Source organism: Streptomyces sp. CNT372 (genome assembly GCF_000377145.1).
Window position 1 is genome coordinate 149,107 of sequence record NZ_KB897789.1, and the last position, 12,369, is coordinate 161,475.

15 protein-coding genes and 3 tRNA genes are annotated in these 12,369 nt (G+C 72.0%); 6 read left to right on the forward strand and 12 right to left on the reverse strand.

Features of this window, described 5'->3' with window-relative positions:
• Nucleotides 1-216 precede the first annotated feature (216 nt).
• On the forward strand, nucleotides 217-402 hold the full coding sequence (gene rpmB / locus C593_RS0124855; protein ID WP_003957616.1) for a 50S ribosomal protein L28: 186 nt from the start codon (nucleotides 217-219) through the stop codon (nucleotides 400-402).
• Nucleotides 403-554: 152 nt separating this feature from the next.
• Here rpmB and thiD read toward each other — a convergent pair whose 3' ends face one another.
• Complete coding sequence (thiD, locus tag C593_RS0124860; protein WP_078521871.1) at nucleotides 555-1,361, reverse strand: bifunctional hydroxymethylpyrimidine kinase/phosphomethylpyrimidine kinase; 807 nt, start codon at nucleotides 1,359-1,361, stop codon at nucleotides 555-557.
• Nucleotides 1,362-1,444: 83 nt separating this feature from the next.
• Nucleotides 1,445-2,419, reverse strand: a complete 975-nt coding sequence (locus C593_RS0124865; protein ID WP_018850043.1) for a thiamine-phosphate kinase — start codon at nucleotides 2,417-2,419, stop codon at nucleotides 1,445-1,447.
• Nucleotides 2,420-2,676: 257 nt separating this feature from the next.
• Here C593_RS0124865 and C593_RS0124870 point away from each other — a divergent pair, with 257 nt between their 5' ends.
• A complete protein-coding gene (locus C593_RS0124870) occupies nucleotides 2,677-2,910 on the forward strand; it encodes an Lrp/AsnC ligand binding domain-containing protein (RefSeq protein ID WP_018850044.1) in 234 nt (77 codons plus the stop codon).
• Nucleotides 2,911-3,217: 307 nt separating this feature from the next.
• Here C593_RS0124870 and C593_RS0124875 read toward each other — a convergent pair whose 3' ends face one another.
• Genes C593_RS0124875 through C593_RS0124885 form a run of 3 tightly spaced genes read right to left on the reverse strand, consistent with a single transcriptional unit; the run spans nucleotide 3,218 to nucleotide 6,169 of the window.
• Nucleotides 3,218-4,375, reverse strand: a complete 1,158-nt coding sequence (locus tag C593_RS0124875) for a D-alanine--D-alanine ligase family protein (protein ID WP_018850045.1) — start codon at nucleotides 4,373-4,375, stop codon at nucleotides 3,218-3,220.
• A 34-nt stretch (nucleotides 4,376-4,409) separates the two neighbouring features.
• Nucleotides 4,410-5,420, reverse strand: a complete 1,011-nt coding sequence (locus C593_RS0124880; RefSeq protein WP_018850046.1) for an NAD(P)H-dependent glycerol-3-phosphate dehydrogenase — start codon at nucleotides 5,418-5,420, stop codon at nucleotides 4,410-4,412.
• Nucleotides 5,417-6,169 (reverse strand): lysophospholipid acyltransferase family protein, encoded by a 753-nt coding sequence (locus C593_RS0124885; protein ID WP_018850047.1) that lies wholly within the window; start codon nucleotides 6,167-6,169, stop codon nucleotides 5,417-5,419. The genes C593_RS0124880 and C593_RS0124885 overlap by 4 nt, the downstream gene beginning before the upstream one ends.
• Before the next feature lie 208 nt (nucleotides 6,170-6,377).
• Here C593_RS0124885 and cofC point away from each other — a divergent pair, with 208 nt between their 5' ends.
• Nucleotides 6,378-7,076, forward strand: coding sequence for a 2-phospho-L-lactate guanylyltransferase (cofC, locus tag C593_RS30470; protein ID WP_018850048.1), 699 nt, complete (start codon nucleotides 6,378-6,380; stop codon nucleotides 7,074-7,076).
• A gap of 55 nt (nucleotides 7,077-7,131) precedes the next feature.
• Nucleotides 7,132-7,335 (forward strand): hypothetical protein, encoded by a 204-nt coding sequence (locus C593_RS0124895; protein ID WP_018850049.1) that lies wholly within the window; start codon nucleotides 7,132-7,134, stop codon nucleotides 7,333-7,335.
• 105 nt (nucleotides 7,336-7,440) lie between these two features.
• Here C593_RS0124895 and C593_RS0124900 read toward each other — a convergent pair whose 3' ends face one another.
• The 4 genes from C593_RS0124900 to leuC all read right to left on the reverse strand — a co-directional run bounded on the left by C593_RS0124900 (nucleotide 7,441) and on the right by leuC (nucleotide 10,596).
• Nucleotides 7,441-8,088 (reverse strand): HU family DNA-binding protein, encoded by a 648-nt coding sequence (locus C593_RS0124900; protein ID WP_018850050.1) that lies wholly within the window; start codon nucleotides 8,086-8,088, stop codon nucleotides 7,441-7,443.
• A 145-nt stretch (nucleotides 8,089-8,233) separates the two neighbouring features.
• Nucleotides 8,234-8,461, reverse strand: a complete 228-nt coding sequence (locus C593_RS0124905) for an SCO5555 family protein (RefSeq protein WP_020610387.1) — start codon at nucleotides 8,459-8,461, stop codon at nucleotides 8,234-8,236.
• Nucleotides 8,462-8,565: 104 nt separating this feature from the next.
• The gene (gene leuD / locus C593_RS0124910) at nucleotides 8,566-9,159 is read right to left on the reverse strand and encodes a 3-isopropylmalate dehydratase small subunit (RefSeq protein WP_018850052.1); all 594 of its coding nucleotides are present in this window, start codon (nucleotides 9,157-9,159) and stop codon (nucleotides 8,566-8,568) included.
• Between the two features lie 6 nt (nucleotides 9,160-9,165).
• Nucleotides 9,166-10,596, reverse strand: a complete 1,431-nt coding sequence (gene leuC, locus C593_RS0124915) for a 3-isopropylmalate dehydratase large subunit (protein ID WP_018850053.1) — start codon at nucleotides 10,594-10,596, stop codon at nucleotides 9,166-9,168.
• Between the two features lie 144 nt (nucleotides 10,597-10,740).
• Between leuC and ndgR the strand changes: the two genes are divergently transcribed.
• Together ndgR and C593_RS0124925 are read left to right on the forward strand one after the other, a co-directional pair.
• Nucleotides 10,741-11,457 (forward strand): IclR family transcriptional regulator NdgR, encoded by a 717-nt coding sequence (gene ndgR / locus C593_RS0124920; RefSeq protein ID WP_026278050.1) that lies wholly within the window; start codon nucleotides 10,741-10,743, stop codon nucleotides 11,455-11,457.
• A gap of 192 nt (nucleotides 11,458-11,649) precedes the next feature.
• On the forward strand, nucleotides 11,650-11,898 hold the full coding sequence (locus C593_RS0124925; RefSeq protein ID WP_018850055.1) for an SCO4226 family nickel-binding protein: 249 nt from the start codon (nucleotides 11,650-11,652) through the stop codon (nucleotides 11,896-11,898).
• A 184-nt stretch (nucleotides 11,899-12,082) separates the two neighbouring features.
• Here C593_RS0124925 and C593_RS0124930 read toward each other — a convergent pair.
• The 3 genes from C593_RS0124930 to C593_RS0124940 form a co-directional block, all read right to left on the reverse strand.
• Nucleotides 12,083-12,155: transfer RNA gene (locus C593_RS0124930), tRNA-Glu, on the reverse strand.
• A gap of 27 nt (nucleotides 12,156-12,182) precedes the next feature.
• Nucleotides 12,183-12,254 (reverse strand) — tRNA-Gln (locus C593_RS0124935).
• A gap of 18 nt (nucleotides 12,255-12,272) precedes the next feature.
• A tRNA-Glu gene (locus C593_RS0124940) sits at nucleotides 12,273-12,348 on the reverse strand.
• Nucleotides 12,349-12,369 lie beyond the last annotated feature (21 nt).

Consider the following 12,369-nt stretch of genomic DNA (forward strand, 5'->3'; position numbering starts at 1 on the left):
GGGCGGCGGGCTGCACCGCAGCGTAGACCGGGTGCCGGTCCCGGGCCGGGGCGGGGGCCGGAGATCCCGTGGTAGTTTCGTATCTCCGAAGCAGCCGTTGTATGCTGCTCCGGTTGCCCGATGAGAATCGGGCCATTCCCCCGGCAAGCCACTCAGATCACTGATCCGGCACGCCGGATTTCACTGTAAGTGCATCTGAAGTCTTTGGAGTGACCCGTGGCTGCCAACTGCGACGTCTGCGGCAAGGGGCCGGGCTTCGGCAACAACATTTCGCACTCGCACCGCCGTACGTCCCGTCGCTGGAACCCGAACATCCAGCGCGTGCGTGCCGTGGTCGGTCGGACGCCGAAGCGGCTCAACGTCTGCACCTCGTGCATCAAGGCCGGCAAGGTCTCGCGCTAAGTGTGCTCCCCCGCGTCAGCGGGGAAGCTCCCGCCGACGTCTCGTCGTAGCGCAGCCCCTGCGGTTGCCTTGAGAAGCCGGTCCACCTCGGTGGACCGGCTTCTTGCCGTACCCGGCCGCGGACGGCGGGAGCCGGCGGGAAGCCCGCCGGCTCAGGCCCGCTGCCGCCAGCCGTGGTCCACCGGCCCGATCCCCGCCCCGAGGGCGAAGCCGGCCGCGATCGCCCCGGTGACGTACTCCTTGGCCGCCCGTACCGCCTCCGGGACCGTCAGGCCCCGCGCGAGGCCCGCCGCGACGGCCGACGCCAGGGTGCAGCCCGTGCCGTGCGTATGGCGGTTGTCCAGTCGCGGGGCGCGCAGCCAGTGCTCCTCGGTGCCGTCGGTGAGCAGATCCACCGCGTCGCCCGCGAGGTGACCGCCCTTGATCAGCGCCCAGCGCGGCCCGAAGTCCAGCACGGCCCGGGCTGCCTCCCGCATGCCGTCCTCGTCGTGCACCGTGATCCCGGTGAGCTGGGCGACCTCGTCGAGGTTGGGGGTGGCCACGGTGGCCGCCGGGAGCAGCTCCCGGCGTACCGAGTCCAGTGCGGAGGCGGCGAGCAGCGAATCGCCGTGCTTGGAGACGCCCACCGGGTCGACGACGACGGGGGCGTCCGTGGTGGCGAGCAGCCCGGCGACGGCAGAGACCAGCGCGGCGGAGGAGAGCATCCCGGTCTTCACGGCCTGGACGCCGATGTCGTCGGCCACACTGCGGTACTGGGCCGTCACCGCCTCGACGGGCAGCTCCCACGCGCCCTGCACCCCGACGGAGTTCTGCGCGGTCACGGCCGTCAGCACGCTCATGCCGTGGACGCCGAGGGCGAGCATGGTCTTCAGGTCGGCCTGGATGCCTGCGCCGCCGCCGGAGTCGGAACCGGCGACGGTCAGCACACGCGGGGGCGGTGACAGCGGGGGTGTCTGCATGCCGGCGAATCTACTGCCCGCCCCCGGCACGCCCGCCGCCGGACCCCGCCCCGCCCGGTTGTGGGGGCGGGGCGGCGGGGCGGTCAGCCCCGCCCGTCCTCGATGTCCCCGAAGTGGTCCCAGCCGCCCGTGTGGGTCCACGGGGCGCCGTCCACGGTCACCTGCGGCAGCGCGGAGGGGTTCAGCACCTCACCGATGACCTTCCAGCGGGCGGGCAGCTTGGCGTCCGGCGGGAAGGTCGCCACGATCGCGTGGTCCTCTCCCCCGGTGAGCACCCACTGGATCGGGTCGACGCCGACGGCCTGGCCGATGTCGTTCATCTGCGTCGGGATGTCGATCAGCCCCGAGCGCAGGTCTATGCGGACCTTGCTCGCCCGGGCGATGTGCCCCAGGTCGGCCACGAGTCCGTCGCTCACGTCGCACATCGCGGTGGCGCCGAGCCCGGCCGCGGCGGGCCCCGCGTGGTACGGCGGCTCGGGCCGGCGGTGGGCCTCGACGAAGGCGCGCGGCGAGCGGAAGCCGCGCGAGAGCACCGCGTGCCCGGCGGCGGACCACCCGAGCCAGCCGGTGTACGCGACGACGTCGCCGGGCTGTGCCCCGCCCCGGGTGACCGGCTCGTGGTTGCGCAGGTCGCCGAGGGCCGTGATGGCGAGGGTGATCAGGTCGCCGCGCACCACGTCGCCGCCGACCACGGCCGCCCCGGCGACCTGGCACTCGTCCCGGATGCCGTCCATCAGCTCGGTGGCCCAGGTGGCGGGCAGCTCGGCGGGGACCACCAGGCCCAGCAGCAGCGCCGTGGGGACCGCGCCCATGGCCGCGATGTCGGCGAGGTTCTGGGCGGCGGCCTTGCGGCCGACGTCGTAGGCGGTCGACCAGTCCCGGCGGAAGTGCCGGCCCTCCAGCAGGATGTCCGTGCTCGCCACGACCCGCCGGTCGGGTGCGGAGACGACCGCGGCGTCGTCGCCGGGCCCGATCCGCACCGCCGGGGTGGAGGTGAGCCGGGAGGTGAGCTGCTCGATGAGCCCGAACTCCCCCAACTCGCCCACAGTGCCCTTCACCGAGGTTCACCTCTCCATGCGTCGGTGGTACGCGGGGCTCCGGTCCGCGCCCGACTGCTGCGGTCGCGGCCCCTCACCGCCCTCGGTACCGTCAAGAGAAACGTCAACTTCTGTTCTGTGTACGCCACACCGCGAGCGGCCCCGGCCGCGAGGGTCTCCCCGCGGCCCGCGGCGACGCGATACCGTGGCGACCCTTCTCCTTGGGATCTCTCCGCCGACGGCAGGGGGCGAGATCCTGCTGCCGCCCTGGAGGCTCCGTGGTACAGGCGTACATCCTCATCCAGACCGAAGTGGGCAAGGCGTCGGTGGTCGCCGAGACCATCAACTCCCTTCCCGGTGTGATCCAGGCCGAGGATGTGACCGGCCCCTACGACGTGATCGTGCGGGCACAGGCCGACACGGTCGACGAGCTGGGACACATGGTGGTCGCCAAGGTCCAGCAGGTGGACGGCATCACCCGCACCCTGACCTGCCCGGTCGTTCACCTCTAGAACTCCCTCGCCCCCGTCTGCGCTGTGCCGCGCCCGGCCGACGCGCTGCCGCGGTCGGTCGCGATCGTACTGCGCCGCGCGGTGGCCCGGTCCGGGCGGACGGCCGCCCCCGGGCGCGGGACGTGCGCCCCGCCCGCTCACACGTCCGGCCGGGCCCGTCCTGAGAACGGGCCCGGCCGCTTTCCTGTCCCCTCCGGCCGGCCCCCGCGCCCCGGACCGGCAGCCGTGCCTCCGCGACCGGTCCCGGTGCGGGCAGGTCCCAGCACGGACCGGTCCCGGTGCGGACCGGTCCCGGTGCGGGCCGGTCTCAGCGCAGGCCGGTCGGCCGGCGCAGTGCCGCCTGGATGAGCCGGTCCACCAGCTCGGTGTAGGGCACCCCGCTCTCCTGCCACATGCGCGGGTACATGCTGATCGGCGTGAAGCCGGGCATGGTGTTGATCTCGTTGATGACGACGGAGCCGTCCTCGGTGAGGAAGAAGTCCGCGCGCACCAGGCCCTCGCAGGCCGCCGCCTCGAACGCGGCCACCGCGAGCCGCTGCACCTCGGCGGTCTCCTCCGCGCTCAGCGGGGCGGGCACCAGACCGGTGGCCGAGTCGATGTACTTGGCCTCGAAGTCGTAGAACTCGTGGGCGGTGACGGGCGGGATCTCGGCGGGGACGCTGGCCCGGGGCCCGTCCTCGAACTCCAGCACACCGCACTCGATCTCGCGTCCGCGCAGCAGCGACTCGACCAGGATCTTGGGGTCGTGGCGCTGCGCCTCCGCGACGGCCTCGTCCAGCCCGGCCAGGTCGTCGACCTTGGTGATGCCCATGGACGAGCCGCCGCGGGCGGGCTTCACGAAGAGCGGCCAGCCGTGCTCGCCGGCGAAGTCCACGATCCTCTTCCGGGCGGCCGCCGGGTCCCGGTCCCACTCGCGCGGCCGGATCACCACGTACGGCCCGACGGGCAGGCCGAAGGAGGTGAAGACGCGCTTCATGTACTCCTTGTCCTGGCCGACGGCCGAGGAGAGCACGCCCGAGCCGACGTACGGCACCCCGGAGAGCTCCAGCAGCCCCTGGAGGGTGCCGTCCTCCCCGTACGGGCCGTGCAGCATCGGGAAGACGACGTCGACCTCGCCCAGCGCCTTGGGCACGGAGCCCGGTTCGCTGTAGACGACCTCGCGGCTGCCCGGGTCGACGGAGAGCACCACGCCGCCCTCGGTGGACTCGGCCAGTTCCTCGACGCTGGGCGTGCGCCGTTCGGTGATCGCCATCCGCTCGGGCTCGTCGGCGGTGAGCGCCCAGCGCCCGTCGGCGGTGATACCGATGGGCAGCACGTCGTACTTGGACCGGTCGATGGCGCGCAGGACCGCGCCGGCCGTGACCACGGAGATCCCGTGTTCGGAGCTGCGGCCCCCGAAGACGACGGCTACGCGCGGCTTGCGGAGCTGCTGCTCGGGGCTCTGGGGGAGGTTCTCGGTGCTCATATCGCGATGAGCGTACCTGCTGGTACCCCGGGCGTCAGCGCCGCTCGGACTTGGCGGCGCGGGACATCAGCTCCTTGAGCGCGACGACCGGCGGCTTCCCCTCGTGGACGATCCCGACGACGGTCTCCGTGATGGGCATGTCGACACCGTGCCGGCGGGCCAGGTCGAGCACCGACTCACAGGACTTGACGCCCTCGGCGGTCTGCCGGGTGACCGCGATGGTCTCCTCAAGGGTCATGCCCCGGCCGAGGTTGGTGCCGAAGGTGTGGTTCCGGGAGAGCGGGGAGGAGCAGGTGGCCACCAGGTCGCCGAGGCCCGCGAGTCCGGAGAAGGTCAGCGGGTCGGCGCCCATGGCGAGTCCGAGGCGGGTGGTCTCGGCGAGGCCGCGGGTGATGAGGGAACCCTTGGCGTTGTCGCCGAGCCCCATCCCGTCGGCGATGCCCACCGCCAGCCCGATGACGTTCTTGACCGCGCCGCCCAGTTCGCAGCCGACCACGTCGGTGTTGGTGTAGGGGCGGAAGTACGGGGTGTGGCAGGCGGCCTGGAGCCGCCGGGCGACGTTCTCGTCGGTGCACGCGACCACGGCCGCGGCGGGCATCCGGGAGGCGATCTCCTTGGCCAGGTTGGGCCCGGTGACCACGGCGACCCGCTCGGCGGTGACACCGGCGACCTCGGCGACCACCTCGCTCATCCGCTTGGCGGTGCCGAGTTCGACGCCTTTCATCAGGGAGACGAGCACGGTGTCCGGGGCGAGCAGGGGCGCCCAGCCGGCGAGGTTGCCGCGCAGGGTCTGCGAGGGGACCGCGAGGACGGTGAAGTCGGCGCCGTCCAGGGCCTCGGCCGCGTCGGTGGTGGCGCGGAGGTTCTTGGGGAGTTCGATCCCGGGGAGGTAGTCGGGGTTGGTGCCGGTGGTGTTGACGGCCTCGGCGAGTTCGCCGCGCCGCCCCCACAGGACGACCTCGCACCCGGCGTCCGCGAGGACCATGCCGAACGCGGTGCCCCACGAGCCCGTTCCGAGGACTGCCGCCTTGACGGGCCCGTTCACTTCGCTTCCTCCCCGGCGCCCCTGCGGCGCAACTCGGCGCGGGCTTCGCGCAGGTCGTACGGCCTCTCGGGCGCCTTCTCGCCGCGGATCTCCTCCAGCTGGCGGGTGATCGCGGCCATGATCTCCTCGGTCGCCGCCTTGAGGACCTCGGGCGTGGGCTCCTGCCCGTAGTAGGGGCTGAGGTCCACCGGCGGACCGGCCTGCACCTGGAGGGTCTTGCGGGGGAAGAGGCGGACCTTCTTCTCCTTGGCGTACGGCGGCATCACCAGGTTGGCGCCCCACTGGGCGACGGGGATGACGGGCGCCTTGGTCTGCAGCGCGGCCCGTGCCACACCGGTCTTGGCGGTCATCGGCCACATACCGGGGTCGCGGGTGAGGGTGCCCTCGGGGTAGAAGGCCACGCACTCGCCGCGTTCGACCGCGTCGACGGCGGCACGGAAGGCGCCGACGGCGTTGGAGGACTCGCGGAACACGGGGATCTGGCCGGTGCCGCGCAGCAGCAGGCCCACCCCGGGGGTCCGGAAGAGCACGGCCTTCGCGAGGAAGCGGGGCACCCGTCCGCTGTTGTACTGGAAGTGCCCGTAGGAGAACATGTCGAGATACGAGTTGTGGTTGATGGCGGTGATGAATCCGCCTTCGGCCGGAATGTTCTCCATTCCCCGCCAGTCCCGCTTGAACAGAAGCAACAGCGGGGGCTTTGCGATGACCGCGGCCAGGCGGTACCAGAAGCCGATTCTACGGCGGGACACTCGGACACCTTCCTCTACGACCGGGCCACGGCCCGGCTGCTGGGGGTCAAGTGTCGCCCCAGGCCCCTGGTCTGTCGAGGACACCGTACGCCCAGGGCGCACCCCCGGGTCCCGGACCCTTCCGCGTCCCGGGCGAGAATGGGGGCCGACGCGCACGGAGGGAGGGCTCGCCACGGACACCGACACGCACTTCGGCTGGTCCCTCGTCGTGCCGCTGAAGCCGCTCGCGCGGGCCAAGAGCAGGCTGGCGGACGCCGCCGGCGCGGACCTGCGCCCCCGCCTCGCCCTGGCGTTCGCCCAGGACACGGTGGCCGCGGCGCTGGGCTGCCCGCTGGTGCGCGATGTGGTGGTCGTCACGGACGATCACACGGCCGGTGCCGCGTTGTCCGCGCTGGGCGCCCGGATCGTGCCGGACGCCCCGGCGGCCGGCCTGGACGCGGCGCTGGCGCACGGCGCGGCGAGCGCCCGGGCGCTGCGCCCCGGGGCGGCGGTGGCGACACTGAACGCGGATCTCCCGGCATTGCGCCCGCGGGAATTGGCCCGGGTACTCGGTGCGGCATCGGTTTTGGGGCGGGCATTTCTGGCGGATGCGGCGGGAATCGGCACAACAATGCTGTGCGCACTGCCGGGAGTCGAATTGCGTCCCGCATTCGGGGGGCCTTCGCGCCGCCGCCATTTGGCGTCCGGGGCGGTGGAAATCGTTCTCGACGGAGTCGATTCGGTACGCCGGGACGTCGACACGGGAGCGGATCTGGCGGCGGCGCTGGCTCTCGGGGTGGGTCCCCGTACGGCCGCATGGGCGGCGGCGCTGCGGCTGCCGGCCGCGCGTGATCCGCGCACCCCCGGGGCGGCCGCGCGCGAGGTCCGGGCGCGAGGCCCCCAGGCGCGGGAGCCGGACCACGCCTGAACCGGCGTTCACGCGGCGGGCGGCGGGCGGCGGGCGGCGGCATAGGCTGGGGCCCATGCAGGCGACCTCGTACACCTACGACCCCGACACCCGTTGCGGCAGTGTGCTGCTCGACGACGGGACCCCGGTCCCGTTCGACGCCGCCGCGTTCGACGCCGGCGGCCTGCGGCTGCTGCGGTCCGGGCAGCGGGTGCGGATCGAGACCGAGGGGTCGGGCGCGGAACTGCGCATCACCCTGGTGACGCTCCAGACCTTCTGACCTCGCCCCCGCGTCCCGGCGGCCGCCTCCCGCGGACATGCCGCGGGCCGGTCTCCCCGAGGAGACCGGCCCGGCGTGTGAGTGGCTGGGAGGGACCGGGACCGCCTACTTGCGGCGGGCGGTGGACTTCTTGGCGGCGGTCTTGCGGGCCGTCGTCTTCTTGGCCGGGGCCTTCTTGGCGGTGGCCTTCTTGGCGGGCGCGGTCTTCTTGGCGGTGGTCTTCTTCGCCGCCGTCTTCGCCGTGGTCGCCTTCTTCGCCGCCGTCTTCTTGGCGGTGGTCTTCTTCGCCGCGGTGGTCTTGGCCGCCGTGGTCTTCTTCGCCGCCGTCTTCTTGGCGGTGGTCGCCTTCTTGGCGGCGGTCTTGCGGGCCGTGGCCTTCTTGGCGGCGGCCTTGGCCGTCGTCCGGGTGGAGGAGCCGCCCGAGAGGCTGCCCTTGGGCGCCTTCTTGACGGAGACCTCGCCGCCCTTGGGGAGCTTCTTCGAGCCGCTGACCAGGTCCTTGAAGCCCTGACCGGCACGGAAGCGCGGGACGGACGTCTTCTTGACCCGCACGCGCTCGCCCGTCTGGGGGTTGCGGGCGTAGCGGGCGGGGCGCTCGACCTTCTCGAACGAGCCGAAGCCGGTGACCGAGACCCGGTCTCCTCCGACAACCGCCCGGACGATCGCGTCCAGCACCGCGTCGACAGCGTCAGCGGCCTGCTGGCGGCCGCCGAGCTTGTCGGCAATCGCTTCTACGAGCTGCGCCTTGTTCACGTCTTCCCCTTCGGAGACATTTGGCCGGAACGATTGCGTCCAGGCTTTTTCGCACGTTAGGCAGATATATACCGCAAATCAAACACGAAACGGGCTAATCACCCTAGTGCCGCAACGAAGTCGGCCGTGACGGAGAGTTCTGCGGTCAGTCACCTCGAGGGAATCGGCCCTCGTCGAGGTCCTTCATCAACTGGTCCAGACGCCTTGCCGCGTCCGGGAGATCGTGCTTTGCCGCCGCCGTCACGACGAGCAGCTTCCGGGACAGCGCCATCCTCACGCCCTCCGGTACGTGCAGTGCGCGCACTCGCGCGTGCGCTTCCTTCAGTCGGGCCGCGACCGCCTCGTAGAGCTCGAGTTGGCTGTCACGTTCCATGCACCGATTGTGCCATCTGGGGCGAGTTGTCGCCCGACAGGGTCTCAACAAGCGACTGCGCCCCCCACCGGGCGGTGGGGGGCGCAGTGCGGGAAAGCCGCTGATCAGACCTGAATCGTCCGCGGTTTGAAGGAGGGACGGCCGGCCTCGTAGGCCGCGATGTCCGCTTCGTTCTGAAGGGTGAGGCTGATGTCGTCGAGACCGTTCAGCAGCCGCCAGCGGGCGTTCTCGTCGAGCTCGAAGTCGGCGTCGACGCCCGGGGCGAGCACCTTGCGCCGCTCCAGGTCCACGGTGATCTCGGCATCGGGGTCGGCCTCGGTCAGCTCCCACAGCCGGTCCACGACCGCCTGGTCGAGGACCACCGTCAGGAGGCCGTTCTTGAGGGAGTTGCCGCGGAAGATGTCGGCGAAGCGGGCCGAGATCACGGTCTTGAAGCCGTAGTTCTGGAGGGCCCAGACCGCGTGCTCGCGGGAGGAGCCGGTGCCGAAGTCGGGTCCGGCGACCAGGACCGAGGCACCCCGGCGCTCGGGGCGGTTGAGCACGAACTGGGGGTCCTTGCGCCAGGCCTCGAACAGGCCGTCCTCGAAGCCGTCGCGGGTGACCTTCTTCAGCCAGTGCGCGGGGATGATCTGGTCGGTGTCGACGTTGCTGCGGCGCAGCGGGACGGCACGGCCGGTGTGCGTGGTGAAGGCTTCCATGGTTCCTCAGACCCCCGCGGGAGTGGAGACGTCGACGTCGGACAGGTCGGCCGGGGAGGCCAGGTGGCCGAGGACCGCGGTGGCGGCGGCGACCTGCGGGGAGACCAGGTGGGTGCGTCCGCCCTTGCCCTGCCGGCCCTCGAAGTTGCGGTTGGAGGTGGACGCGGAGCGCTCACCGGGGGCCAGTTGGTCGGGGTTCATGCCCAGACACATGGAGCAGCCGGCGTGGCGCCATTCGGCTCCGGCGTCCTTGAAGACCTTGTCCAGGCCCTCCTCCACGGCCTGGAGGGCGACCCGCACCGAGCCGGGGACCACCAGCATCCGCACCCCGTCGGCGACTTTGCGGCCGCCGATGACGGAGGCGACCGAGCGCAGGTCCTCGATGCGCCCGTTGGTGCAGGAGCCTACGAAGACGGTGTCGACCCTGATGTCCCGCAGCGGCTGCCCGGCGGTCAACCCCATGTACTCCAGGGCCTTTTCGGCGGCCAGGCGCTCCGAGGCGTCCTCGTACGAAGCGGGGTCGGGGACGCTGGCGCCCAGCGGCGCGCCCTGGCCCGGGTTGGTGCCCCAGGTGACGAACGGGGAGAGTTCGGCGGCGTCGATGAACACCTCGGCGTCGAAGACGGCGTCGTCGTCGGTGCGCAGGGTGCGCCAGTAGGCGACGGCCTCGTCCCAGTCCTTGCCGCGGGGGGCGTGGTCGCGGCCCTTGAGGTAGGCGAAGGTGGTGTCGTCCGGGGCGATCATGCCCGCGCGGGCGCCGGCCTCGATCGACATGTTGCAGATGGTCATCCGGGCTTCCATCGACAGCTTCTCGATGGCGGAGCCGCGGTACTCCAGGATGTAGCCCTGGCCGCCGCCGGTGCCGATCCTGGCGATGATCGCCAGGATCAGGTCCTTGGCGGTGACGCCCTCGGGCAGTTCGCCCTCGACCGTGATGGCCATGGTCTTCGGGCGGGCCATCGGCAGGGTCTGGGTGGCCAGGACGTGCTCCACCTGGGAGGTGCCGATGCCGAAGGCCAGCGCGCCGAACGCGCCGTGGGTGGAGGTGTGGGAGTCGCCGCAGACCACGGTGGTGCCGGGCTGGGTCAGTCCGAGCTGCGGTCCGACCACGTGCACGACGCCCTGCTCCACGTCGCCCAGCGGGTGCAGGCGGACACCGAAATCGGCGCAGTTCTTGCGCAGGGTCTCCAGCTGGGCTCGGGAGACCGGGTCGGCGATGGGCTTGTCGATGTCGAGGGTCGGGGTGTTGTGGTCCTCGGTGGCGATGGTGAGGTCCAGGCGCCGCACCTGCCGGCCGCTGAGACGCAGGCCGTCGAACGCCTGGGGGCTGGTCACCTCGTGCAGCAGGTGCAGATCGATGAAGAGGAGGTCGGGCTCGCCATCGGCGTGCCGGACGACATGGTCGTCCCAGACCTTCTCCGCGAGTGTCCTACCCATCGCTTTCCCTCCGGCCGGCTGTGCCGCCGGCGCAACTAGAGATCGTGTGCGGTGCCCGTTGGTCCGTGGGCCGCACGTACAGCGTGACAAGTTCCATGGGAAAGTGAACTTGCGTTTCACAGAGTGAGACGTGAGTATCGTTGCATGGACAACTCTAGCGGCGTGGGTGTTCTCGACAAGGCGGCCCTTGTCCTGAGCGCCCTGGAGTCCGGCCCGGCCACCCTCGCGGGGCTGGTCGCGGCCACCGGACTCGCACGACCCACGGCCCACCGGCTGGCCGTGGCACTGGAACACCACCGTATGGTGGCGCGGGACATGCAGGGCCGGTTCATCCTCGGCCCGCGGCTGGCGGAGCTCGCCGCCGCGGCGGGCGAGGACCGGCTGCTGGCCACGGCCGGGCCCGTGCTGACCCACCTGCGGGACGTGACGGGCGAGAGCGCGCAGCTCTACCGCCGGCAGGGCGACATGCGCATCTGCGTGGCAGCCGCCGAGCGGCTGTCCGGACTGCGGGACACGGTGCCCGTGGGCTCCACGCTCACCATGAAGGCGGGCTCCTCGGCCCAGATCCTGATGGCCTGGGAGGAGCCCGAGCGTCTGCACCGCGGCCTCCAGGGCGCGCGCTTCACCGCGACCGCGCTCTCGGGTGTGCGGCGGCGCGGCTGGGCCCAGTCGATCGGCGAGCGGGAGCCGGGCGTGGCCTCGGTCTCCGCGCCGGTGCGCGGCCCCTCGAACCGGGTGGTCGCGGCCGTCTCGGTCTCCGGACCGATCGAGCGGCTGACCCGCCACCCCGGCCGGATGCACGCCCAGGCGGTCATCGACGCGGCGGCCCGCCTCAGCGAGGCCCTGCGCCGGTCCGGCTGATCCGGCCCCCGTCCCACGCCCCACCCGTCCGTCGACCGGCCGGCCCCTTCAACGCCGCAGGGGCCGGCCGTCGGCGTTCCCGGGGTGTCCCCCTGGGGTGTTCCCCTGGGCGCGGGGCCTCCGCGCGGATGTCCGCGCGGATGTCCGGGTGCAGCATGGAAGTACCTGCCGACCGACGGAGGTGCAGGAGCGATGGCCGAGTTCATGGACGTACACCGCGGCATGAAGGGCATCACGGGCGACCAGTTGATGGAGGCGCACCGCGCGGATCTCGCGATCGAGGGCGAAGAGGGCGTGCACTTCAAGCACGCCTGGGCGGATCCCGAGTCGGGGACGGTCTACTGCCTCTCCGAGGGGCCGTCCGCGGACGCCGTACAGCGCGTCCACCAGCGCGCCGGACACCCGGCGGACGAGGTCCACGCGGTGCCGGTCACGGTGTGACGGGGACGGCCGCGGGCGCATACGCGCCGGGCGCGGCGCCGGCGCCCGCGGCGGGGGGACACCGAACCGGCGCCGTACGCACGGCAGATGGAGGCGATCGCGGTACACGAGACGGATCGGCCGGACAGCGTCCGGCACGGAAACGCCGGAGGGGCCCTTCATCTGAAGGGCCCCTCCGGACTCGTACCCCCGACCGGATTCGAACCGGCGCTACCGCCTTGAGAGGGCGGCGTGCTAGGCCGCTACACAACGGGGGCGAGATCTTGATCCCTTGCGGGGATCCGCTGGCCTACCTGGACTCGAACCAAGACTAACTGAACCAGAATCAGTCGTGCTGCCAATTACACCATAGGCCACTGGTGGTCTAGACCAGCTGGTACCCCCGACCGGATTCGAACCGGCGCTACCGCCTTGAGAGGGCGGCGTGCTAGGCCGCTACACAACGGGGGCCCTGGCGATCCTGCATCAAGA